The following is a 23,107-nucleotide window of genomic DNA, read 5'->3' as shown; positions in this document are numbered from 1 at the left end:
CACAGGTTGACACCCTGCGGTTCCGTGCGATCTCGAACCTCAGATGTCGACGCTCGCAAACCTCTGCCCCAGATGTCAGCGCCTTCCACCCATATGCTGGAAGGGATAACCGCAACCCAAGGAGGCAACCCATGATCTTTATCGTTGTGAAATTCGATGTGAAGCCCGAGCATGCAGACAACTGGCCCCAGCTGGTCGACGAGTTCACGCAGGCCACCCGCGCCGAGGCCGGCAATAAGTGGTTCGACTGGTCCCGCAGCGTGGATAACCCCAACGAGTACGTGCTCGTGGAGGCCTTCAACGACGACGCCGCCGAAGCTCACGTGAAGTCCGATCACTTCACCAAGATGACCGAGGAATTCCCGCAGTACCTCAGCTCCACTCCCCGCATCATTTCCCGTCAGATCGACGGCGAGGGCTGGGATGAAATGGGCGAGCTGAAGGTCCAGTGAACTTCTCCGGCGAACTAATCGGCCTGGACATCGGCGGCAGCACCACACGCGGGGTGCTATTCCGCGATGGCCAGGCCGTTCGTCATGCCAAGGGACCCAGCGCCAACGTTCAGAACGTCTCCGCCGACGCCGCTGCGGCAGCATTGCGCGACGTGTTCGGCGAGCTGGGGCCGGGTCTTCCGCCCCAGTGGTCGCCGGCGCCGGTGGCGTGGACACCCCCGCCGACGCCGCTCGGCTCGAGAATCTCATCCGTTCTGTTTCCGGGGCCGCACCTGATGTTCCCGTGTCCGCTGTGCATGACACCCGCCTGATCCTTGCCGCGGGTGGTCACACGACCGGCATCGCGGTCATTGCCGGCACCGGGTCCGTGGCTGGGGCATCGATCCCACCGGCCGCGAGCGCCGGGCAGGAGGCTGGGGATACCTGCTCGGTGATGAGGGCAGCGGCTACTGGCTGGGCCGGGAAGCCGTCCGCACTGTGCTGCGGGCCGACCAACGAGAACCCGGTGCCGCCGCCGATGAATTCACCCGGGCAATCCTGTCGGAGGCTGGAGTTTCTTCCGCCGTGGAACTCATTGCGGCATTCCACGACCGCCCGGACCGATCGTTCTGGGCGGGGCTCTCTCGAACAGTGGTGGAGTTCGCCGGAAACGGTGACACCGTAGCGCGCGAGTTGGTGCAGGGCGCCGCTGAGGAACTGCACGCGCTCACCACCGCCGTTGCCCAACAGCTCGACGGCCCGCTGCCGGTCGTGCTGGGTGGCGGACTGACCCACACAGTTGTGGGCGAGGTGCTCCAAGAGCTGCTCGTTGAGTCCGGCCTCACGGATGTGACGGTTCTGAACCGGGAACCGGTGCTGGGCGCGCCCGTCCTCGCGAAAGCGCTATGGGGCTGAAGACCTACTTCTTGTACTCGTAGAAACCTGCACCGGACTTGCGGCCGAACTTGCCCTCGGCCACGAGCTTGGAGATGGACTCGTTGGGCTTGTCCTCCTCGGCTCCGGTTTCCTCGTAGGTGGCCTGAGCGATGAAGTCGATGACGTCCAGGCCCACCATGTCCATGAGCTCAAAGGGCCCATGGGGTGACCCAGACCGTTGCGGATGGCGGCGTCGATGTCTTCCTTGGAGGCGTACCCGTTCTCGTAGAGGAACAGGGACTCCTTGTTGATCGCGCCCATCACGCGGTTGGCGATGAACCCGGGGATCTCACGGTTGATGACCACCGGTTCCTTGCCCATGCGGCGGGCCAGTTCCATGGTGACGTCCACGGTGTTGTCGCTGGTGGACTCGTGCCGGACCACTTCCACGCACTTCATGACCAGGGCGGGATTGAAGAAGTGCATGTTGCACACCTGCTCCGCGCGCGCACTGTCCTCGGCTACCTTGGACGACCCCAGGGTCGAGGAGTTGGTGGCCAGGATCGCGTGCGACGGCGCCAGGGAACCCAGGGATTCGAAGATCCCGCGCTTGATGTCCAAACGTTCGGTGGCAGCTTCGATCACGAAGTCAGCGTTGGCTGCCGCGCGCTCAAGGTCCGTTTCCCATGCCAAGTTGGCCAGAGCGGCGTCGGCGGTGGATTGCTCGAGCTTGCCCTTGGCCACGCGGGACTCGACCCAGCCGCTCATTTCGGCGGACGCCGCGTCGAGCATGTCCTGGCTGATGTCTTGCACCGTGGTCTGATACCCAGCGAGCGCGGCGGTCATCGCGATCTGGCGACCCATGGCGCCGGCGCCGATCACGGTGATGTTCTTGATGCTGTCGATGGTGGTGCTCATGCGGAAGTCTCCTCGAACTCGGAGGCGGATTCGAACTCAGTCCTGAAATGGAGGCGCTCGCGACGAAAACCGCCGCGAGCGCCAGGTGGAACGTGCCGATCAGCGGAAAGCCGGCTCTCCGGTGAGGTACTGGCCGAGGATCAGGGTGTGAACCTCGTCGGTGCCCTCGTAGGTGCGCACGGATTCGAGGTTGTTGGCATGGCGCAGCGGCGAGTAGTCCAGCGTGATGCCGTTGCCGCCCAGGATGGTGCGAGCCTCGCGGGCGATCGCGATGGCCTCGCGGCAGTTGTTGAGCTTGCCCACCGAGATCTGGTGGTTCTGCAGCGTACCGGCGTCTTCATGCGGCCAATCTGCAGGGCAAGCAGGAAGCCCTTGTTGATCTCCAGCGCCATGTCCACGAGCTTCTGTTGCGTGAGCTGGTAGCCAGCCAGGGGCTTGTCGAACTGCATGCGCTGCTTGGAGTAATCGAGGGCCGCCTCGAACGAATCGCGAGCCGCGCCCATGGCACCCCAGATGATGCCGTAACGCGCTTCGTTGAGGCACGAGAACGGTCCGCGCAGGCCCTTGGCCTCGGGGAGCATTGCGCTGGCGGGCAGGCGGACGTCCATCAGCTCGATCTCGCACTGGATGGACGCACGCATCGACAGCTTGGGCTCGATGGGCGTGGCCTTGTAGCCGGCGGTGTCAGTAGGTACCACGAAGCCGCGGATCCCGTCATCGGTCTGCGCCCAGATCACGGCCACCTTGGCCACGTTTGCCAGGCCGATCCACCGCTTGGTGCCGTTGAGCACCCAGTCGTCCCCGTCGCGCTTGGCGTTGGTGGTCATCGAGGACGGGTCCGAACCCGCGGTCGGCTCGGTCAGGCCGAAGCAACCAATTGCTTCACCGGCGGCCATCTGCGGCAGCCACTCCTGCTTCTGCTCCTCGGAACCCCACTTGTAAATGGCGCTCATGGCCAGCGAGCCCTGCACGGACACGAACGTGCGCAGGCCCGAATCTCCGGCCTCCAGCTCAGCACCGGCCAGACCGTACTCCACAGCCGAACGACCCGCGCAGCCGTAACCCTTGAGGTGCATGCCCAGCAGACCAAGCTTGGCCATCTCCGGCACGATCTCCAGCGGGAACTCGGCAGCCTCGAACCACTTGGCGATATTCGGCTTGATCTGCGCATTCACGAACTCGCGCACGGTTCCGCGCAGCTCGAGTTCCTCGGGGGTGAGCAGAGAATCGAAACTGATCAGATCCGAGGGATCCGCGGACAGCTCTGGGGTGGTCATGGTGCTCCTTTGCATCATTGGTCATGCCGGTAGTGCGAGGGCCCGGGACAGACTGCGACCGCGCCCATTCTGTAGTTGTGACTCACGTTACGGGGACGACGCCGCTCGCGAAACCTTGCCGCGCCAGCCCCCTTTTTATTTCACTCACCTAAGAAGTTCGGTTGAGCCATTCCACCACCGATTCCGTATGCTCCCCGAGCTGCGGCGGGGCCGCAGTGGGTGTCTCCAGCGGCGGATTCCAGGTCACCGGATGCCGGAACTGGCGGCCCACGGTTGTCCCGGAGGCGTCCTGAACATCCACGGTGGGTTCTAGGCCAAGTTCTTCCGCGAGGACAACTCCCTGATCGATGCCACCCACCTTTCCCGCGGCACGCCGACCTGGGTGAGGACGTCCTGCCAGTGCTGGGCGGTGTTGGCCGAAAGGGCTTTTTCAAGCAGCGGAACCAGGGTGTCCCGATGGGCCACCCGCTCGGTGTTGGTCGCGAACCGTTCGTCCTCGGCCAGTTCGGCCACCCCCAGGGCGGCAGCCATGCGAGCGAACTGACCATCGTTTCCTACGGTCACCGCGAGCGGACCGTCCGAGCATTCCAACAACTGGTACGGAACGATCGAGGGATGTTCGTTGCCCATCCGGGACGGAGCTTTGCCCGCACCCAGATACGCCTGTCCCTGATTGACCAACGCACCCTGCAGGCTGGAGAGCAAATTGATCTCCAGGTGAGAGCCCCGGCCGTTGTTCCGTCGACGCGCTTCCAGGGCGGACAGCAAGCCAATGGTCGTGTCCTTGGCGCACAGCACGTCCACGAGAGCCACGCCAGCCTTATAGGGAGAACCATCGGCGGGACCGGTGATGCTCATGAGCCCGCCCACGGCCTGCACCAGGAAGTCGTATCCGGCCAGGTGGCGTCCCCCGGCAGAACCGAATCCGGAGATGGACGCGTAAATCAGCCCGGGATTCTCATCCCGCAGGTCCTCGTAGCCCAATCCCAGCTTGGCCAGGCCTCCGGGTTTGAAGTTTTCCACCAGCACGTCCGCTTTGAGGGCCAACTTCTTGGCGAGCGCCAGGTCCTCCGGATCCGTGAGGTCCAGGGCCACGGACTCTTTATTGCGGTTGGCGGACTCGAAGTACGTGGCTCCGGTTTCGGACCACGGCGGCCCCCACTTGCGGGTGTCATCCCCGGCACCTGGGCGTTCCACCTTGATGACTCGAGCACCCAGATCCGCCAGGGTCATGGTGGCCAGCGGACCGGCGAGCACGCGGGAGAAGTCCGCGACCAGAACGCCGTCGAGCGGGAGGGTGGTGCCGGTGGGGTGCTCGCCCTGGGCGTCGGCTGTCGTGCCGGACTGCGCCAGCGGGTCGACACCGGGTTCGGGCCCCTTGGACGATGGCTCCGGTTGGTCCGTCACTTCTGACCCGCCTCACGCACGCCGCACCAGCGGGCGATGTAGAGCGCGTAGATCTCGGTGCAGCGCTTCACGGATTCCAGGTTCACGCGCTCGTCCTTGCCGTGCAGCGTTTCCGCGAGGGGCCCGTACACCATGGACGGAATCCCCTGGAACGTGCCGTAGACCCGCGAGTCCACGTACGCCGGGGACGGATAGGACTCCAGCGGCGCACCGGTCACGGACGCATGAAGCTCCGACAGCAGCCCCTCCGCGTCCGTACCCGGTTCCAGGACGTACTGATCGGAGAAGAACCCGGACTTGCTCACGGACACCTTGCCGCGGGAGACCACAGGGTTCTCGCGACCGGCACGCTCGACGCATTCTTCAATTTCTTGCCACGCCGCAGCGGAGCCCAGCGACGGCGGGACCGACACTCGCACCGAGAACGTACAGCGGTCGGGCACCGATGACGGCCACTCGCCCGCCTGCAGTACGCCGACATTGAGGTTGATGGGGTGTTCCAGGTCCCCGAAGTTCGGTCCCCCACTGTGATCTGGTTCCAGCGTTCCTCGAGCTCGCGCAGGTCACCGATCAGGGAGTACGCGGCATCCAGCGCGTTGAATCCCTTGGACATCTCGTGCGCGTGGGCGGCGGTTCCGGTGACGTCAACGTCGAACCAGATCAAACCGAGGTTGGCGCGCACCAGGGTCTCGGCAATGGGTTCGGAGATCAGCACAGCATACGCGGTGTAGCCGCGCTGCATAGCGGCCACAGTGCCGTTGCCGGTGCATTCCTCTTCCGGCACGGACTGCAGGTGCACGCGACCGGTGGGTTCCAGCCCTGCAGCGCGCAACGCCTTGAAGGCGAACAGGTTGGCGACAAGCCCGGCCTTCATGTCACCTGCACCGCGGCCGTACATCCAGCCGTCCTCGATGCGGCCGTCCCACGGGCTGGTGGTCCAGGTGTCCTCGCGCCCCTCGGGCACCACGTCAACGTGACCGTTGAGGATCAGGCTGCGAGCGCCGTCGGCCGGGGCGGAAGGCTCGTACGTACCCACGACCACGGGCGTGTTCGAGTAGTCCACGGTGACCGCACCGGCGGCGGGGTGGGTGGCGAGTTCGGCGGCGTCCAGCATCCACTGGTCAACGCTCAGCCCCGCGTCCCGGAAGCCTCGGCCATCAGCTCCTGCGCCGCGCACTCCTCGGTGCGCCGCGAGGGCTCGGACACCAACCGCTGCAGGAACTCGACCTGCTGATCGAATGCTTCCGCGACCGCCTCACGGATTGCGGTTTCCTGAGCTTGCGTGGGTTGGGACACTGCGCCTCCTCATTGAGTTGTGCTTCACCACACACTCTATGACTCAGCGCGGACAGGCATAAACCGCTTTACCAACCGCGGCAAGCGCCCTGCAGCGCTCAGGCCAACTCGCCCTGCGCCACGCGCGTCATCACGCCGGTGAGCATGTCCAGCCCGGAGAGCATGTCCTGGTCAGAGGTGAATTCGTACTCGTTGTGCGTGATGCCCTTGTGCGACGGAACGAACAGCATGACCGCGGGCATCACGTCCTTGACGTTGGTGGAATCGTGGCCGGCCAGCGTCATGATCCGCGTGTACGGCAGACCCAGTTCCTGCACGACCTGCTCGGCAAGCTCCACACCCTCCGGCGCGTATTCCTTCACGTCCCACGCGTTGCGGCTCAGGGTTTCGATCTCCACATTCGCCTCCGACGCCGCCTTGGTGACCTCCTGCGCGAAGGCCTCGTCCGCGGCGTCGAGCCGGGCGGCGTCCGGGCTTCGCAGGTCGATCAGCAGGCGCGCCTCGCGCGCGACCGCGACGGGCGAATTGGGCAGGATGAGCAACTCGCCGCACGAGGTAATGACATCGTGCTCCAGCGCGATCCGGCGTGCCGCAGCGATCAACAAGGACGCCCCCAGCATCGCATCCTTACGATCCTCGATGAGGGTGGCGCCCGTGTGGGACTGCTCGCCGGTCACCAGGAATTCGTACTTGCGCGCACCCCACGTGGCCTCCACCAGGCCGATGGTCTGACCGTTCTCCTCCATCGACTTGCCCTGCTCGATGTGGATCTCCACGTAAGCGGCGGCCTCGGGGATGTTCCCGGTTCCACGCTGACCGAGGCTGTCGAGGGCGTCCCGCACGGTGACGCCGTCCACATCTTCGATGGCCAGCGCGGTCTCCAGGCCGAGCTTTCCCGTGTAGACCAGACTGCCCATCATGGACGGCTTGAACCGGCACCCCTCCTCGTTGAACCAGTTCACGACGCACAGGTTGTACTTCAGCTCCAGCTCCCCCGCCGACGCCGCTCGGTACAGTTCCGCGCACACGGTCGCCCCGGCGAGCACGCCGTATGCACCGTCGAATCGGCCGGCCCTGGGCTGGGAGTCGAGGTGAGATCCGACCAGAACATAGGGGCGGCCGGGGTGGAGTTCGAACGTTCCGAACTGATTACCGATCTCGTCGTAGTGCACCGTGGCACCGCGCGCGGCCAGCCAGCCCGCGAACCACTGCCGGTTGAGGCCGTCCGCGGCGGTGGCGGCCTGGCGCTCAACGCCGCCGGACTCTAACCCGCCATTGCGGGACATGAGCTGAAAATCGTGCAGGAACGCCTGATGCAGTGCGGACATGACCTCTCCCGAGATGGAAACCAGTCGCGGTCATCGTACGCATGGGTGCGTCACGGACTCATCGATCGGATCGGTTGTCTCCCCAGACCTTTTCGGCACCGCTGATCAGCAGCACTCCACAGCACATCCACACCGCGGCGGCGGGGCCCAGCGGGGCGGCGAAGACACCGGCGAGCAGCGGGAGCACCACCTGACCGAGTCGGTTGCCCGTGAGCCGGACGGCCAGCGCGGAGCCACGCCAGTTGGACGGCACGGACGTGGTAATCATGGTCATGGTCAGCGGCTGCCCCAAGCCCAGCAGGAATCCACCAACGGCCAACAACGCAGCCGCAATCCAGAAATGCTGAATGAACAACGGAGGGATAATTAAAGTAATTCCCGCACCGAATAAACACGTGAGCAATAAGGAACGCCGGGAAAACCGCATAGACAACCACGGGAGAAGTATTCGCGAGGCAATAGACGCCAATCCTCTAACACCCAGCAATAGACCGACCACAGCGGGCGCCACACCCGCTTCTTCGCCGATGACCGGGAGAAACGCCGTGAGGATGTCCAGCATGGCCAGCAGAGACAATGCCGCCAACATATGCGACCCCACGCGAGGAACCTTCAGCACTCCGATCACCGTCGGTTTTTCCGCGGAACCTGGCTGACTTGACCGGTACGTGGCTGGCCGGGCCGCGACGTCGTCGATCGGGGTGCTTTGAAACGGAAGATCAACAACGGAACGGCGAAGAGCGAAAGTGCAGTGCCAATCCACATGGCCTGATTGACGTCAGCCAATCGCTCCGCGGACTCGACACCGGTGCTTTGACCCACCAACCAGCCACCCAATAGGGGCCCAATCATTTGTCCCGCGGAGAAAGCGGCGGTGAACCATCCGAAACCCTTATCCAGGTCGCGATCCGCGGCATACCGGGCGATAGCGGACTGGCCGCCGATGGTGAAACAGAGATGCCCCATTCCCAGCACTACGCTGGCCAATACGATGGCCCATACCGTGGAAGAGGCCGCCAGAAGTGACCCACCAGCCACCAACAAGCCCACCCCGGCCAGGCCAGGAGCTTCAGCTGCGGGGCCCGATCCGAGTACCTGCCGAGCCACACCGCGGTGAACAAGGGGACCAGTGCGTAGGCCGCGGTGGTCAAACCGATGGTCACGGAATCCGCCTGCAATGCGAGCAGTTTGTAGGACGTGACCGGTCGCAGCAGGTTGACGGTGGACTGGGTGAGCACCGCGCAGGCGACCAGGAGCCAGAGCCACGCGCTCGAACTCACGCCACGGGCCGAATCAGTCAAAGAAATCCACCTTGTTACTTGTACCCACTTTTGTGGACCATTAATCCGTATTATCCAAAGCCAGCGACATGTTTCTGATCAGTATTCCTTGTGAGCGCATTAGTAACCATACTGACCTGCCACCGATATCCCCACAATTACCAGCTCTGCCTTTTCCACGGCACATAACCACCGTGGTTACATAGATGGACACGTGGTCGGGGTAACTGTGTGGGCATCATGTGGTAACGCGGTCATTCTAGACGGGGGTTGGGGACGATGACGGAGCCCGGGATGCGTCGGGAACACGGCGCTCACAGAGCCGAGCCCAAAGGGCTGCAGTCCAAGCCTCTACTCTGGGCCATCCTGGCTGCCGCCATTGTCGTGGCCCTGACGACCATGGGCTTCCTGTTGCCGTGGGGTGGCCAGGACGAGACCCGGGGCGACCGCAGCGACGCCGCCACCGTTGCCGAGAACGAAGCCCGCATCTTCCCGGTGGTCGTGGGCCCCACCGAGACCGAAGCCGCGAACTGGACCGAAGTTCTTGCCGATCCGGCCGTGGAACTCGGTCGATCCCGGGACGACGAAGGCACCAAGGCCCTCATTGCCCGCGCCCTTCATGAAGCCGAGGAAGACCCCAAGGTCAACGAACAGCTGGATCAGACTTTCAAGCTCCGCGCGCTCAACGAAGGCGACATCACCCCGGTCGTCGACGCACCCCAGCGCCTGGACAACTCTGAGAAGCAAGCCGCATCCGAACCGTCCGAGACGCACCTTCGGAGGAAGAGCCCCCACCCGCCGCCGCAGCAGGAGCAGCACCCGGTGGTCCGGCGCCCACCCACACCGTGGTGACGCGCGAGGAATGGGATTCCTGGGAGTCCGAGCACCCCGACACCCGACTCGTGGCGAGCACCCCCGGGGACAAGGATGACTCCGAGTTCGGCGCCGTGGATGACACCACCCTGCAGAAGTCACTGGATCAGTGGGCTCAGCTGGCCAAGCCCTTCCACTCGCTCGTAGCGATCGACGTGTCCGGCTCCATGGGCTACCAGGCCCTGCCCAACGGTGCCACCCGCATGGATCTGACCGCCGGCGCTGCAACGGCCGCCGTTGAGATGTTCCCCGACCACGACGCCCTGGGTCTGTGGGTGTTCTCCCGCAACCTGGACGGCGCCAAGGATTACCTGCAAGTGGCGCCCGTTGAAGAGCTCGGCGCCGAAGAGAACGGCACGACCCACCGCGAGAACCTGCTGGCCAATCAATCGGCACTGCAGTACATGCAGGGCAGTTACACGGGCCTCTACGACACCACGTTGGCCGCTTTCCGGCAGGTGCTCTCGGACGATGCCCCCGATTCCTTGAAGACCGTGATCGTGCTGACCGACGGTGAAGATATGGATGAGGGCTCCATCGGCCTGGAGAACCTCCTGGCGGCACTCAAGGACGAGCAGGATCCGGACAACCCGGTGCGCATCATCACCGTGGGCATCTCCGCCGACGCCAACGAGGACGTCCTCAAGCAGATTTCCGAGGCCACCGGCGGCTCCGCCCACATCGCCGAACAGCCCGAGGACATCCAGGACGTGTTCATCGAGGCATTGACCGGCATCTGATCAACAGTCCCGCCTCGTTCCGGGTTCGGTGACGACGCCGCTCGGTCGCCCTATTTGCCCAGCAGCGGGAACCGCGCGACCTCGTGATGCAGTGCGCCACCGCCTCGCCCTTCGCCGAGCACGGACGCCATCAACCGGATCTCGCTGACGGTCCATTCGGGGCCCTTGTACACGGACAGCGCGTGCACCACGTGGGGCAGCTCAGGTGCCGGGCGCGCGATGGTCCGCGAGCGGCGTCGTAATTCGCGGGCCTTGCGTGAACGCTCGGCGCGGGACATGCGCGCGACCGTGAGGTGAGCACGCTGCCGGGCCCGCTCGTCCGCATCGAGCGAGCAGGCGTGCATAAGGTCGACCAGGTTTTCGGATTGCCCGCCCAGGCCCATCCACAGCGTGGTTCCGGAAAACGACCCGGCTCCTCGCAAGCACGTGGTGAGCGGCGCAGTCTCGCGGGCGACGGCTCTCAGGTGCTCCTCGACGTCCGGCACCGCCCCCTCGGGCTGGTCGCCGTAGAAGCCGAGCGTGACGTGCCATTGCTCGGGATCACCCCAGCGCAGCGCGGTCCCCGTGTGATTGCGGACCTCGCGCAACGCACTGATCAAGTGCTCGCGTGCGGCCCGCGTGGGATAAACAGCGGCGAACAGCCTCATGAACCCACCCTAAATGGTGGCCCCGGCTACCGGGTGAGGCGGATTGGCGGCTGCGTCAGCGGGTCGGGACGGTGAGGTCACCGGGGAACAGCTTGCGGCCGGCCCAGAGCGAGACGTAAACCAGTGCCACCAGGACCGGCACCTCGATGAGCGGGCCCACCACCCCGGCGAGTGCCTGACCTGAGGTGACTCCAAACGTGCCGATAGCCACGGCGATCGCGAGTTCGAAGTTGTTGCCCGCAGCAGTGAAAGCCACGGTGGTGGACTTGGCGTAGTTCAGGCCCATGCCACGCGAGGCCAGCAGCCCGATCCCGAACATCACGAAGAAGTAGACCAGCAACGGCAGCGCAATACGAGCGACGTCCCAGGGATTGGACGTGATGGCATCGCCCTGGAGCGCGAACAGCAGCACGATGGTGAACAGCAAGCCGTAGAGGGCGAACGGCCCGATCTTGGGAAGGAACGTGTTCTCGTACCAGTCACGGCCCTTGGCCCGTTCACCGAAAGTTTGCGTGAGGAATCCGGCCAACAGCGGGATCCCCAGGAACACCAGGACGGACAGTACGATGGCACCAATGCTGAACTCGGCGCTCGTGGTGGGCAGACCCAACCAGGACGGCAGAAGCTGCAGATAGAACCAACCCAGCAGGCCGAACGCGATCACCTGGAACACGGAGTTGATGGCCACCAGGACAGCAGCGGCTTCACGGTCACCGCACGCAAGGTCGTTCCAGATCAGCACCATGGCGATGCAGCGGGCCAGGCCCACGATGATCAACCCGGTGCGGTATTCGGGCAGATCCGGTAGGAAGATCCAGGCCAGCGCAAACATCAACGCGGGGCCCACGAGCCAGTTGAGCACCAGAGAAAGTCCCAGCAGCTTGCGGTCGCCGGTGACCCGGTGGGTCTCGTTGTAACGGACCTTGGCCAGCACCGGGTACATCATGACCAGCAGCCCGATGGCTATGGGGAGCGAGACCTCGCCGACCTTTACAGCTTCCAGTGCGGTGTCCAGACCGGGAACCAATCGTCCGAGCAACAGTCCCAGCACCATGGCCGCAATGATCCACACGGGTAGCCAACGGTCCAGGAAGGACATGTCCTTGACCACCCCGTGCTGTGCAGCTGGGCGATCCGTAGTGGTATCGGTCATGCGGCGGCCAACCCTTCAAATTGATGATTGTCTATACGTGAGTGTAGTGCTCACATAGACAAACATCAATCCAGCTCCGTGCACCCTCGCTTGCTTAGGTGCGGGGCGGCAACGTGACGAGCTCGACCGAGGTGAGCGCGCCGTCGTCGGCAGTGACCCGCATGTAGGTGCAGTGCGGTTGGCGACGTCGGTCCGTGGGTGACCCCGGATTGAGCAATCGCATGCCAGCGGGTGATACCGAATCCCACGGAATATGACTGTGCCCGAAGATCAGAACGTCAGTGTCCGGGAAGGCTTTGTCCATGCGCCTCTCGCGACCGGTCGAGGCGCCGGATTCGTGGGTCATGGCGAAGCGCAGGCCCTCCATCTCCCAGTGGATGGTCTCGGGCATGAGCTCGCGCAGCTCCGGACCGTCGTTGTTGCCCCACACGGCGATCAATTTCTTGGACCTGGTTTTCAGTGCCTCAAAGGTTTCCAGATCGACCCAGTCCCCGGCGTGGATCACCACGTCGGCGGCGTCTACCTGCTCCCACACCTGGTCAGGCAGAGCTTTGGCACGCTTGGGAGGTGTGTGTCGGCGATGAGAAGAATGGATGTGGTCACGGTTCATTCTCTCTGAAGAATCGCCCGATAGGTGGCTTGTAAAACCAAGCAAACTGGGGAAGAAAGCACGTGTTATTTTAACGTTTGAGTCTGTGCGTTTTCATCTGCGCACGGCTCCTTCACCGTCGGGTACGCACCCCTATGCCGACCCGACGATCACTTCTTGGGGAGATTTACATTGGGTACAGAAAACCTTTCACGCCGCACCCTGGCCAAGGGCGCCGCGTGGTCAGTTCCGGTCATCGCCGCCAGTGCGGTGGCACCCGCTTATGCAGCGTCGCGGACCATCGTGGGCGGCACAGTGTGCGACTTGTTCTATTCAACAGGCACCAACAGCAATCAGACTCACTCCGTTTACTTGGGAGTGACATCGAATGACGGCACTATTCCCCAGGGAACGACCTTTACCTGGACCGTCAACATGTCGGGAGGTAACTACACGCAGCTCCCTAGCACCAGCTACTCGCGCGTGGATGCATGGTCCCTGTCGCTATCCCCGTCATCATCCTCGGGAAACCTATCTTCTTTCGAGGTTACGCTCACCGTTAACTCGGACACTACTCCAGAGGCCATCGGCTGCGGACCTGCTCTGGTCTGGACCGACTCATACTTGATCAGCCCCGGGCTACCATTTCAATTTCGTCTACCGCGACCGGCAGTAACATTGCGAGTGGCACTGCCAGCTCGCTGAGCTATGTAGTGGCCAAGCGCTATCCCAGCGGAGCTAACGACACCGGTCGCACTGCACATAGATACCTCAGCAAGAGTGGCGGCCAGACGTGCTACCCCCCGATCCGGTACACCCTCAACAGCTCGACACAGTTCAGTGACTGCCGCGCTTCAGGTGCCATCAATTCCACGTCCACGATTTACCCGGACGGCTCCTGCGCCCAAATCGTCTCCAGAGCCACCCAAGTCAGCTCCCAAGGGAACATCGCCCAGAAGTGCTAACCCCCACCCGCTAACGTGGCCCGGCGGTCAGCACTCAATCACGTTGACCGCCAGGCCACCGCGGGACGTTTCCTTGTACTTGACCTTCATGTCCGCGCCGGTCTCGCGCATGGTTTTCACGGCCTGATCGAACGAGACCTTGTGCTCGCCGTCGCCGTGCATGCACAGTCGCGCTGAGTTGATGGCCTTGACGCTCGCAATCGCGTTGCGTTCGATGCATGGAATCTGCACCAGACCACCCACGGGATCGCACGTCAGTCCCAGGTTGTGCTCGATCCCCAGCTCAGCGGCGTTCTCCACCTGACGCGGGCTTCCGCCGATCACGGCGCAGAGACCGGCCGCGGCCATCGCGCAGGCCGATCCCACCTCGCCCTGACAGCCGACCTCGGCACCGGAGATGGACGCGTTCTCCTTGATGATGATGCCGATCGCGGCGGCGGTCAGCAGGTAATTGAGCACCTGGTCATCGTTGGCATCTTCCATGAAGCGCGTGTAGAAATGCAGCACCGCCGGATGATTCCTGCGGCTCCATTGGTGGGCGCGGTGACGATGCGACCGCCGGACGCGTTCTCCTCGTTGACCGCGAGCGCCCACAGGTTGACCCAATCCATGCCGCGCATGGGGTCGTTGTCGGCTTCCTTGGCGCGCAATCGACGTCGTAATTCTGGCGCCCGACGCCGCACTTTCAGTCCCCCGGGCAGCGTCTTCTCTTCGCGCGTGCACCCGTTCTCCACGCACTCCTGCATCACGTCCCAGATGTGCAGAAGTTGGGCACGTGTTTCCTCAGCGGGACGCCAGGACTCTTCGTTGGCGATCATGACCTCGGCAATGGACAGCCCCTCGGTCTCACACACGGCCAGCAACTCGTCACCGGTGTTGAACGGGTATTTCACCGGGGTGGTGTCCGCGACGATCTTGTCCGAGCCGGAGGCTGATTCGTCCACCACGAAACCGCCGCCCACCGAGTAGTAGACGCGCTCGCGCACCAGGTCGCCGGCGGCGTCGTAGGCCTCGAAACTCATGCCATTGGGGTGGGTGGGCAGGGACTTGCGGCGGTGCATGATCACGTCGTGCGAGCGATCGAAACCGATCTCCTGCCGACCGCCGAGCATCAGCTTCTGCGCATCGGTGGCCTGGCGGACCTGATCGTCTGCGGAGTCGGTATCAACGGTCTCGGGATCCTCGCCCATCAGGCCCAGGATCACGGCCTTGTCCGATCCGTGGCCCCAACCCGTGGCTCCCAGGGAGCCGAAGAGCTGGGAATGCACGCGCGCCACGGATTCCAGCAGGCCGTCTTCCTCCAGGCCCTGGACGAACAACCGTGCAGCCCGCATAGGACCCACGGTGTGAGATGAGGACGGGCCGATTCCGACCGAGAACAGATCCAATGCGCTCAGCGCCACGAGACAACCTCCAGATTCACGAATTTCCCTGACTTGCTTCGATCCGCCGGGGTAGGGCCAAAGCTACGCGTGTCTCACATAGTGAGCAAGACAGCTGTCCCGGTTGAAAAGCAGCGCGACCTCACTCCCCCGCCTCCCGCAGCGCATCCGCCGCGCGAATCAATCCCAGGTGACTGAACGCCTGGGGGAAGTTGCCCGCCATCCTGTGCGCGGCGACGTCGTACTCCTCGGCGAGCAAACCAAGGTCGGACGCGAACCCGACCGTGGTGCGCATGAGATCGCGGGCCTCGTCCAACCGACCCGAGCGCGCGTACTGTTCCACCAGCCAGAAGGTGCAGATCACGAACGGGTATTCGTGCCCTTCCAGGCCGTCCATGGACTCACCCGACTCGAAGGTACGGTAGCGCCAGACCTGCCCGTAGTCGCCCTGCAGGTCCTCCTCGATCCGCGCGACCGTGCGCAGCATGGCCGGGTGGTCCGGCTCGATGAAACCGGTGTGCGGCAGCTGCAGCAGAGACGCGTCCACCTCGGTGTTGTCGTAGGTCTGGGTGAAAATGCCGAGCTCCTTGTTGTAGCCCTTTTCCCAGATCTCGTCGTGCAATTGGTCGCGCAAGGCGGTCCAGTGGTCGACGTCGCCCACGAGCCTGTGTTCCCGCACCGCCCGAATGCCCTCGTTGAACGCGGCCCACATCATCACGCGACCGTGCGTGAAGAAGTGCGGTTCGCCGCGCATCTCCCAGATCCCGTTATCCGGAACGTTCATGTGGATCTCGCAAAAGGCGATGAGGTTGCACTGCAACCCCCACGAATAGTCGTTCTCGCGAATGCCGGCGTCCCGCAGGGTGGCGAGTGCAATCATCACCTCGCCCACGACATCCGCCTGGTACTGGTCCACCGCACCGTTGCCCACCCGCACAGGCGAGGATTGCTCGTAACCGCTCAGGTGCTCCAGCTGGTACTCCGGCAGGTTCCGCCGCCCGTCGATGCCGTACATGATCTGCAGTTGATCCGGGTCCGCCGCGACCGCTCGCAGCAACCAGTCACGCCACAACAGCGCGCCGTCCTGATGGTTGTGCTGCACCAGAACCTCGATGGTCAGCGCGGCATCCCGCAACCACGTGTACCGGTAATCCCAGTTGCGTTCTCCACCGAAATCCTCGGGAAGCTCGCGGTCGGCGCGGCCACGATGCCCCCGGTCTCCGAATGGGTCAGCGCACGCAGCACGAGCAGCGAGCGTGACACCGCTTGGTCGTACTCACCGTCGCACACGACGTCCGAGGCCCAGTCCCGCCAGAACTCCTCGGTGGCCTCCTGCGCCAGACCCGGTTGGGCCGGGACCGGGAGTTGATCGTAGGAATGACACCACGTGAGCACCCAGTCCATCCGCTCACCCGCGGAAAGATCGAAGGTCCCGCGATGCCCCCGACGCAACCCCTCCAGCACGCGGATATCCGCGCCGGGTCCGTGTGACTTCTCTCCCCGGGACGGCACGATCTTGTGGTCATGATCCATGAGGTACGGCTTCAATTGAGGCCCGGTCAGCAGCAGCGCATCCGGACCTGCCACGGCGAGCAGGCCGTGCTGCACGTCCCGCCCAGCGGTAGCCTTCTTGGCCGCGTGGCGCACCCTGGAGCGGAAATTCTTGTAGGACCCCGCGTCGGTGCGGGTTTTGAACGAGCGCTCCAAATGCCCCTGGCCGTCCTGTTCACGCAGGTCCTGGTTGGTGCCCACCGGGTGAGGTTCCGTGGCGGATTGCGGGGCGTGAGCGGCGTCGTCGTGAGCGTGGGATTGTGCGCTGGGAGGGTTGAGTTCCACGCGACGAATCCACGGGGTGACCCGGCCGTAATCGAAACGGATGCGCAGGTCGTGCTCCACCTGGACCGTGCCCTCGAGGCATTCCACGCGTCGCACCAGGTCAGCGTGGATGTCACTGGGCGGGAGAAAATCGGTGACGCGCATGCGCCCGGTGGGCGTGCGCCATTCGGTTTCCAGCACAAAGGTGTCCGGAATGTAGCGACGGGAAACAACCTCGCCGTCCACGGCGCTGAGCTTCCAGCGGCCGTTGTCCTCGTCGCCCAGGATCGAGCAGAAGACAGCCGGGGAATCGAAGCGCGGGAAGCACAACCAATCCACGCTGCCCTCTCGGGATACCAACGGTCCGGTGTGGAGATCGGCCAGTAACGCGTAATCCTCAAGAGGGGTGCTCATGACTGAATTCAATCATCAGCAGCCTGCGGACACCTGAGAAACCGCGCCCGACCGCGTCAGCCACGTGCCATACCGTAGGGGCATGAACAACATCAGGACTCTGGTCATCCTGGGCGCCTCCGGAGACCTCACCGCGCGCCTTCTCCTCCCCGGCCTGGGCACGCTGCTCAACGAACAGCCGGAGCGGGACATCACGGTGATCGGTTCCGCTCGCGACGACTTCCCGGGCCCCTTGGGACCTGACGACGACGTTCGGGGCGCCGATTGGCCCCAAACGGTCGCCAAGGCCTTCGATTCCGTGGGCGCAACTGGCCCGTCGGTGGAGCGGGTCAAGGAGACCACGCGCTGGGTCGAGTGCGACGTAACCGATGCGTCCCAGCTGTCCTCGCTGCTCGATGACGTGGAGGGACCGGTGTGCCTGTACTTCGCCCTGGCCCCGGCCATCACACGAAAGGCCTGCGAAGCCCTCAAGAGCCTCGATTCGCTGCCTTCAGATCTCAGCTTGGCGCTCGAGAAGCCCGTGGGCACGGACCTGGAATCAGCTCGTGAGCTCAATGCCTGGTCGGGGAACTGGTCGATGAGGACCACACATTCCGGGTGGATCATTTCCTGGGGATGCCCGGCGTGCTGGACGTGAGTGGCCTGCGTTTCGGCAATCGCATGTTCGAGCCGGTGTGGAGCCGTGAGCACATCGAATCGATCGAGATCGTGTTCGACGAGACCCTGGGCTTGGAAGGTCGCGCCGGTTTCTACGATTCCACCGGCGCCGCCGAAGACATGATCCAGTCCCACCTGCTGCAGGTCATGGCGCTGGTCATGATGGAGCCACCCTCCCGATTCGACGCCGTGGAGGTCCCGGCCAACACCGCGCACATTCTCCGTGCCGCACGTTTGTGGAGTGAGGATTCTTCGACTCGTTCTCCGCAGTACCGGAAGATCACGCCCGTGGTCCGCGGCCGGTACACCGCCGGGACGGTGGACGGTCACGAGCTGCCGGACTACACCTCCGAGGAGGGCGTGGATCCTTCGCGGGAGACGGAAACCTTCGCACAGGTCACCCTGGAGGTGGATACCTGGCGCTGGAACGGTGTGCCCGTCACGCTGCGATCCGGCAAGGCCATCGGGAATCCGGTGCAGCACATCCGCGTGATCTTCCGGCAGCCGCCACACGGCTACGAGGGCTGGCCGCACCCGCTGGCCCCCAACGCCATCTCGGTGGGATTCGAGGACGAGAACGTGCAGATCGAACTCAACGTGGGCAGCCCATATGACTCTCGAGGCATGAATCGGTTAACGCTCTCAAGTGGCACGCCCACCCCTGGTCTCACGGCGTACGGCTCCGTGATGCGGTGGATCCTGGACGGGGACCCCACCTTCACCGTGCGCGCGGACGCGACCGAAGAGGGCTGGCGGATCATCGACCTCATCAAGCACGCTTACGCGACGGACGCGCCCCTGCTCGAGTACCCCGCGGCTCCGAGGGGCCGGTGCCGCTGCCCTAGGAGCGCCCAGTGCCCACGCACCCTTCAATCTGATCGACTTTGTAACCAGGAACAAGCCGATTCCTGGACTTAACGTCGATCACTCTGCACCCTGCTCCGCACCTGGGCGTTACCGTCGATCAGAATGCGGCATACCTGGACGAGCTGTCCTAACCAACGCCGCGTCAGTCGTGACGCTCGTGCCGGTCCACCAGGGGGATCCCCGCGGTCACGGGGTGGGAACCAGCGGTCATTTCCGCGAGCGGTTGATCCACGATGGGGATGCCCGCGGTGACCGGTTCCAGCTCGGATTCGTAATCTTCGGCAGGGGTGGTGACCGTGCGGCGTCGTCGAACGATGTCCACTGCCGACTCGACCACGAGCACGCCCAAGGCCAGCCAGATCGGAAGGTAGGTGAAGATCTGGCCCGGAGCCAGGGTCTCGCCGATGGCGAGCGAGACGAACACGAGCAGCACCGGCTCCAGATAACCGAGCAGGCCGAACACATTGAAGGGCAGGAGCTTGCTGGCCATCGTGTAGGCAACCAGGGCGCCGCGCTCAGCACACCCAGGCCGAGAATGGCGGCGATCAGCAGGTTCTGGTCGTCGATGGCGGCCAGGCCGTCCTCGGCGCCCAGCAGGAATGCGGCGATGGGGAGCATGAGCGCCATCTCAGCCCATAGGCCACCGGAAAACGACGTGCCGGCTTGGTGGCGCACCACGAAGTACACCGCGTACCCGCCGGCCACGGCCACAGTGGGCCAGGACATGCCGCCCGCGCGCCAGACCTCGTGGATCACGCCGATCGTGGCCAAGGCGGCACCCACGATCTTCCACCAGGACATCGGCTCCTTGTAGAGCACTCGACCGATCACAACCATGACCAGCGGCAACAGGAAGTAGCCGAGGGACGTATCCAAGGCGTAGCCGTTCAAGGCGCCCACGCGAACAGCCACATCTGCATGGCCAGAATCCCGGCGGTGACCAGCAGGGACAGGCCCACAAGGGGCTTCTCGCCGGCCAGCACCAGCACTCGTTGAATGGCCCAGCGCCTGCCGGTCATCAACAGGATCAATGTGACCGCAGGGAAAGTGAGGAGCATGCGGAACGCCAGGATTTGATTGGCGTTCATCGGTTGCAACAGCACCGGATAGAGATACAGAACCCCGAAGAAAACGGAGGCCAATACGGAGGCCAGGACACCTCTCAGCATGAGAATGCTCCTTCCGGTCAGTGCAGCGGTATATCGCCCCTTGAGTGTGTGGATTGAGTGGTTGAAGAACCTCTTCTCAAGGTAGGGGGTGGGAGCGGGAAAGGCCACCTGTGACCGGGGCGCTACCCTATGGAGGTTGCCCGGCTCAGGTTCTGCCTCGATCGGTCCCGGGCGTTCTCCGTTTTCGCACTTGATCTCACCCGGGAGTTCCGTGTCCACCTCTGTGCACACCCACCACGTCACGCCGCTGCAACGCCAGTCCGTAGCACGCACTCTGCGCACCCCTTCGTGCTCAAGGCCGAGGTATTGGGTGCCCTGGTGGTGGGTCTCGCGTTGATCCCCGAGGCCATCGCGTTCTCCGTGATCGCCGGTGTGGATCCGCAGGTGGGACTGTTCGCCGCGGCACTCATGGCCATGACCCTGGCGCTCGTGGGTGGTCGTCCGGCCATGATCTCCGCCGCGACTGGAGCCACGGCATTGGTCATGGCCCCGTTGGTCGCCTCACACGGGGTCAATTACCTGATTGCCGCCGTGATTCTGGCCGGTGTCTTCCAGATCCTGCTGGGCGCGGTGGGTTTCGCACGGATCATGCGGTTCGTGCCGCGCTCCGTGATGGTGGGTTTCGTGAACGCGCTGGGCATTCTGCTGTTCATCCCGCAGCTCGAGGAACTCATTGACGTGCCATGGGCGGTGTATCCGGTCGCCGCGGTCGCGTTGTTGATCGTGTTCGGTCTGCCGCGCCTGACTACGGCGGTACCCGCGCCCCTCGTGGCGATTCTGGTGCTCACCCCGGTGGTGGTTCTCCTCGGATTGAACGTTCCCACCGTGAGTGACAAGGGCAAACTTCCCGACTCCTGGCCCCAACTGATCGTCCCGGACGTTCCCTACACGCTGGAGACCCTGCAGATCATTGCACCGTTCGCCCTGACCATGGCGGTGGTGGGCATCATGGAATCGCTCATGACCGCCAAACTCGTGGACGACATCACCGACACCCCGTCCAACAAGACCCGCGAAACTTGGGGACAAGGAGTGGGCAACGTGGTCAGCGGCATGTTCGGCACCATGGGCGGCTGCGGCATGATCGGTCAGACGATGATCAACGTGAAGGCTTCCGGTGCCCGCACCCGGATCTCCACGTTCATGTCCGGGGTCTTCCTCTTGCTCCTGGTCGTGTTGCTGGGCGAGATCGTGGGCACCATTCCCATGGCCGCGCTGGCCGCCATCATGATCTTCGTGGCCTGGGCAACCTTCGATTGGCACTCCATCCGCCCGTCCACGCTGCGCCGCATGCCGCTGTCCGAAACCGTGGTCATGCTCGTGACCGTTGCGGTCACGGTGGCCACACACAACCTGGCGCTCGGCGTGGGCGCGGGTGTCCTGGCGGCGATGATCGGCTTTGCTCGACGCGTGGCGCACGTGGTCACGGTGGAGCGCACCGTGGAGTCCTCGACGGGTTCACGCGGTGGCGGTGCTGCTGCCACCTCCAACCCGGACGGTTCCGATATCCCGGCTTCCGGTCACTCTGCCGACGACGCCGTGGCCACCTACCGCGTGCGCGGCGAGTTGTTCTTCGCCTCCTCCAACGACCTGTACACCCAATTCCGCTACGCGGAGGACCCGGCCACGGTAGTGATCGACTTCAGCGAATCGCACATCTGGGATGCCTCTACGGTGGCGGCCGTGGACGCGGTCACTGACAAATACCGGGCCCACGGCACCACAGTGAAGATCCGGGGGCTCAACCTGCCGTCCCGGCGCATGCGGGCACGGTTGTCCGGCACGCTGCAGTAACGCACCTTCCACTCCCGTGTTGATTCGCTCACTCGTTAGACTGCCCGCGATGACGGCGGGACGACCCCGAGCGATTCTCCGGTCAACGGTTTCCGCCCCTCATCACCAGTCGGAGAACTTCACCTCCACCTTGTCTCCGGTAACGACCAGGTCACCGGAACCGTAAAGGCTGGTCTCCGTGTCCTGGTCCTCCCAGTCCGCCGGCTCATCATCGTCCCACTCGGAGTTGTACTGGTACTCCAGCGTGGCTTCGCCGGACTTGGACGTACTCAGGGTGAGTGAATCACCCGTTCCGTACACCTCGTACTCGGGGTACTCCGTGATGGTCCAGGTGGGGTTCCGGTAGTCCTCGTTGTCGTCGTAGGAGTTGAACCCGAAGGAGCAACCCTCCGGGTCGAAGGACCCGGACGCCGCACATTCATCCAGTTTGGCGTTGGCCACTCGGGTGGCTTCCTCCACGAGTTCGGGGGTGTGCTCGGTGGAGAACTGCACGGTGTCACTCATGAACCGATCGTCCGCGCGCACCTCCGCCGTCTGCGCTTCGCCGTAGGTCACGTACTTGCTGGGTGCGTCCACGGACATGTCGTAGTCACCGGGCAGCACCGTGAGCGAAACCGAGTGCGGCTCAGATTCGTTCGGAAGGGTCACGGGGTTCCCATTGACGTTCATTTTCTCCACGCCCGCGGGAACCTGAACCGTGACCTGCTGGTACAGCAGCGAATCCGGGTTTTCGATGCGCCAGGACTTGAACAGTCCCTCCCGGCCATCGGACACCAGGTTCACGCTGACATCACTGGTCACGTTGTCCTGGGTGACTCGGGCGTCCACCGTGGCACGGTCACCGTTGACCGTGGTGTCGGTGATCTCGTACGAGGAGATCCGGTTCTCAGCGGCACCGTAGATGTCATTGGTGAGCAAGCCGCGCTGCTGAGTGGTCACGTTGGGATCGGCCAGCTCGGTGGCGCGTTGGGCATCTCCGCTCACCACGGCCTCCATGAGTTCTTCGGCCTTCTTGTCCGGGCCAAATGCCGTGCGGCTGACCACGGAGAACACGATGGCCGCGATTACCGCCAGCAGGATGATCGACCCCACGATGATGGCCACCAGGCGGATCTTCTTTTTCTTGGCCGGATCCATCGGCTCCCGTGGCTCCTGACCAGCCGGAGCGACGCCCGCACCGTACGTGGGACCGACACCGGGCTCGGAAGCCGGCCGAGCGACGTCGTCGT

At 64.0% G+C, this 23,107-nt stretch carries 23 protein-coding genes and 5 pseudogenes; 9 read left to right on the top strand and 19 right to left on the bottom strand.

Annotated elements, in window-relative coordinates; genetic code table 11:
- Positions 1 to 131 precede the first annotated feature (131 nt).
- The 3 genes from YO9_RS0111670 to YO9_RS20925 all read left to right on the top strand — a co-directional run bounded on the left by YO9_RS0111670 (position 132) and on the right by YO9_RS20925 (position 1,346).
- On the top strand, positions 132 to 452 hold the full coding sequence (locus YO9_RS0111670) for a putative quinol monooxygenase (RefSeq protein WP_016997627.1): 321 nt from the start codon (positions 132 to 134) through the stop codon (positions 450 to 452).
- Positions 449 to 763: a hypothetical protein gene (locus tag YO9_RS20930; protein WP_317259822.1), complete on the top strand. Its 315-nt coding sequence runs from the start codon at positions 449 to 451 to the stop codon at positions 761 to 763. Before YO9_RS0111670 ends, YO9_RS20930 begins: the two co-directional genes overlap by 4 nt.
- A 67-nt stretch (positions 764 to 830) precedes the next feature.
- Positions 831 to 1,346, top strand: a complete 516-nt coding sequence (locus YO9_RS20925; RefSeq protein ID WP_317259823.1) for an N-acetylglucosamine kinase — start codon at positions 831 to 833, stop codon at positions 1,344 to 1,346.
- Here the strand turns inward: YO9_RS20925 and YO9_RS0111660 are convergent.
- From YO9_RS0111660 to YO9_RS18330, 10 genes and pseudogenes are all read right to left on the bottom strand, one after another.
- Positions 1,335 to 2,225 carry a 3-hydroxyacyl-CoA dehydrogenase family protein gene (locus tag YO9_RS0111660; protein ID WP_472973948.1) on the bottom strand — a complete coding sequence of 297 codons (891 nt, stop codon included), beginning with the start codon at positions 2,223 to 2,225 and terminating at the stop codon, positions 1,335 to 1,337. The genes YO9_RS20925 and YO9_RS0111660 overlap by 12 nt on opposite strands.
- Positions 2,226 to 2,324: 99 nt before the next feature.
- Positions 2,325 to 3,517, bottom strand: a pseudogene (locus YO9_RS0111655) (acyl-CoA dehydrogenase family protein).
- A gap of 133 nt (positions 3,518 to 3,650) precedes the next feature.
- Positions 3,651 to 4,735 (bottom strand): annotated as a pseudogene (locus YO9_RS0111650) (CaiB/BaiF CoA transferase family protein).
- A 170-nt stretch (positions 4,736 to 4,905) separates the two neighbouring features.
- Positions 4,906 to 5,214, bottom strand: coding sequence for a M20/M25/M40 family metallo-hydrolase (locus YO9_RS18360; RefSeq protein ID WP_223286473.1), 309 nt, complete (start codon positions 5,212 to 5,214; stop codon positions 4,906 to 4,908).
- A 90-nt stretch (positions 5,215 to 5,304) separates the two neighbouring features.
- Positions 5,305 to 6,023: pseudogene (locus YO9_RS18350) on the bottom strand (M20/M25/M40 family metallo-hydrolase); the annotation flags it as partial.
- A 14-nt stretch (positions 6,024 to 6,037) separates the two neighbouring features.
- The gene (locus YO9_RS18345; protein WP_016997625.1) at positions 6,038 to 6,205 is read right to left on the bottom strand and encodes a hypothetical protein; all 168 of its coding nucleotides are present in this window, start codon (positions 6,203 to 6,205) and stop codon (positions 6,038 to 6,040) included.
- A gap of 98 nt (positions 6,206 to 6,303) precedes the next feature.
- Complete coding sequence (locus YO9_RS0111640; RefSeq protein ID WP_016997624.1) at positions 6,304 to 7,533, bottom strand: M20 family metallo-hydrolase; 1,230 nt, start codon at positions 7,531 to 7,533, stop codon at positions 6,304 to 6,306.
- Between the two features lie 58 nt (positions 7,534 to 7,591).
- Entirely contained in the window at positions 7,592 to 8,134 is a 543-nt protein-coding gene (locus YO9_RS18340) for an MFS transporter (protein ID WP_223286472.1), read from the bottom strand.
- Positions 8,135 to 8,157: 23 nt separating this feature from the next.
- On the bottom strand, positions 8,158 to 8,571 hold the full coding sequence (locus YO9_RS18335) for an MFS transporter (RefSeq protein ID WP_262925675.1): 414 nt from the start codon (positions 8,569 to 8,571) through the stop codon (positions 8,158 to 8,160).
- Positions 8,508 to 8,834 (bottom strand): hypothetical protein, encoded by a 327-nt coding sequence (locus YO9_RS18330; RefSeq protein ID WP_223286470.1) that lies wholly within the window; start codon positions 8,832 to 8,834, stop codon positions 8,508 to 8,510. Before YO9_RS18330 ends, YO9_RS18335 begins: the two co-directional genes overlap by 64 nt.
- A gap of 273 nt (positions 8,835 to 9,107) precedes the next feature.
- On the opposite strand from YO9_RS18330, the gene YO9_RS0111630 reads away from it, so the two are divergent.
- Positions 9,108 to 9,665, top strand: coding sequence for a hypothetical protein (locus tag YO9_RS0111630; protein WP_016997622.1), 558 nt, complete (start codon positions 9,108 to 9,110; stop codon positions 9,663 to 9,665).
- Positions 9,659 to 10,426 carry a VWA domain-containing protein gene (locus tag YO9_RS0111625; RefSeq protein ID WP_016997621.1) on the top strand — a complete coding sequence of 256 codons (768 nt, stop codon included), beginning with the start codon at positions 9,659 to 9,661 and terminating at the stop codon, positions 10,424 to 10,426. The genes YO9_RS0111630 and YO9_RS0111625 overlap by 7 nt, the downstream gene beginning before the upstream one ends.
- A 50-nt stretch (positions 10,427 to 10,476) precedes the next feature.
- Here the strand turns inward: YO9_RS0111625 and thpR are convergent, their stop codons facing one another.
- From thpR to YO9_RS21685, 6 genes and pseudogenes are all read right to left on the bottom strand, one after another.
- Positions 10,477 to 11,073: an RNA 2',3'-cyclic phosphodiesterase gene (gene thpR, locus YO9_RS0111620; RefSeq protein ID WP_016997620.1), complete on the bottom strand. Its 597-nt coding sequence runs from the start codon at positions 11,071 to 11,073 to the stop codon at positions 10,477 to 10,479.
- A 55-nt stretch (positions 11,074 to 11,128) separates the two neighbouring features.
- Positions 11,129 to 12,226: an ACR3 family arsenite efflux transporter gene (gene arsB / locus YO9_RS0111615; protein WP_031273188.1), complete on the bottom strand. Its 1,098-nt coding sequence runs from the start codon at positions 12,224 to 12,226 to the stop codon at positions 11,129 to 11,131.
- A gap of 94 nt (positions 12,227 to 12,320) precedes the next feature.
- A pseudogene (locus tag YO9_RS0111610) lies at positions 12,321 to 12,829 on the bottom strand (metallophosphoesterase family protein).
- Positions 12,830 to 13,807: 978 nt separating this feature from the next.
- Positions 13,808 to 15,183: pseudogene (locus YO9_RS0111605) on the bottom strand (L-serine ammonia-lyase).
- Between the two features lie 121 nt (positions 15,184 to 15,304).
- Positions 15,305 to 16,297, bottom strand: coding sequence for a glycoside hydrolase family 15 protein (locus YO9_RS21690; RefSeq protein ID WP_396350763.1), 993 nt, complete (start codon positions 16,295 to 16,297; stop codon positions 15,305 to 15,307).
- Positions 16,279 to 17,391: a trehalase-like domain-containing protein gene (locus YO9_RS21685; protein WP_396350762.1), complete on the bottom strand. Its 1,113-nt coding sequence runs from the start codon at positions 17,389 to 17,391 to the stop codon at positions 16,279 to 16,281. Before YO9_RS21685 ends, YO9_RS21690 begins: the two co-directional genes overlap by 19 nt.
- An 82-nt stretch (positions 17,392 to 17,473) precedes the next feature.
- Here YO9_RS21685 and YO9_RS18325 point away from each other — a divergent pair, with 82 nt between their 5' ends.
- Both YO9_RS18325 and YO9_RS18320 read left to right on the top strand, forming a co-directional pair.
- The gene (locus tag YO9_RS18325) at positions 17,474 to 18,028 is read left to right on the top strand and encodes a hypothetical protein (protein ID WP_223286469.1); all 555 of its coding nucleotides are present in this window, start codon (positions 17,474 to 17,476) and stop codon (positions 18,026 to 18,028) included.
- Positions 17,989 to 18,966 (top strand): hypothetical protein, encoded by a 978-nt coding sequence (locus YO9_RS18320; protein ID WP_262925673.1) that lies wholly within the window; start codon positions 17,989 to 17,991, stop codon positions 18,964 to 18,966. Before YO9_RS18325 ends, YO9_RS18320 begins: the two co-directional genes overlap by 40 nt.
- 91 nt (positions 18,967 to 19,057) lie before the next feature.
- On the opposite strand, the gene YO9_RS18315 is transcribed toward YO9_RS18320, so the two are convergent.
- Positions 19,058 to 19,405: an EamA family transporter gene (locus tag YO9_RS18315; RefSeq protein ID WP_016997617.1), complete on the bottom strand. Its 348-nt coding sequence runs from the start codon at positions 19,403 to 19,405 to the stop codon at positions 19,058 to 19,060.
- Between the two features lie 126 nt (positions 19,406 to 19,531).
- On the opposite strand from YO9_RS18315, the gene YO9_RS18310 reads away from it, so the two are divergent.
- On the top strand, positions 19,532 to 19,729 hold the full coding sequence (locus tag YO9_RS18310; protein WP_223286468.1) for a hypothetical protein: 198 nt from the start codon (positions 19,532 to 19,534) through the stop codon (positions 19,727 to 19,729).
- 73 nt (positions 19,730 to 19,802) lie between these two features.
- Here YO9_RS18310 and YO9_RS18305 read toward each other — a convergent pair whose 3' ends face one another.
- A complete protein-coding gene (locus YO9_RS18305; protein WP_223286467.1) occupies positions 19,803 to 20,084 on the bottom strand; it encodes an EamA family transporter in 282 nt (93 codons plus the stop codon).
- A gap of 288 nt (positions 20,085 to 20,372) precedes the next feature.
- Between YO9_RS18305 and YO9_RS0111585 the strand changes: the two genes are divergently transcribed.
- The gene (locus YO9_RS0111585; protein ID WP_016997614.1) at positions 20,373 to 21,878 is read left to right on the top strand and encodes a SulP family inorganic anion transporter; all 1,506 of its coding nucleotides are present in this window, start codon (positions 20,373 to 20,375) and stop codon (positions 21,876 to 21,878) included.
- Between the two features lie 102 nt (positions 21,879 to 21,980).
- Here YO9_RS0111585 and YO9_RS0111580 read toward each other — a convergent pair.
- A partial coding sequence (locus YO9_RS0111580; protein WP_016997613.1) for a zinc ribbon domain-containing protein occupies positions 21,981 to 23,107 on the bottom strand: 1,127 nt, incomplete at its 5' end.

It is taken from the genome of Kocuria atrinae C3-8 (genome assembly GCF_000286355.1).
Taxonomy (GTDB): domain Bacteria; phylum Actinomycetota; class Actinomycetes; order Actinomycetales; family Micrococcaceae; genus Kocuria; species Kocuria atrinae_A.
Note: the sequence above shows the minus strand (reverse complement) of the source record. Positions and strands in the feature narration are given on the sequence as shown.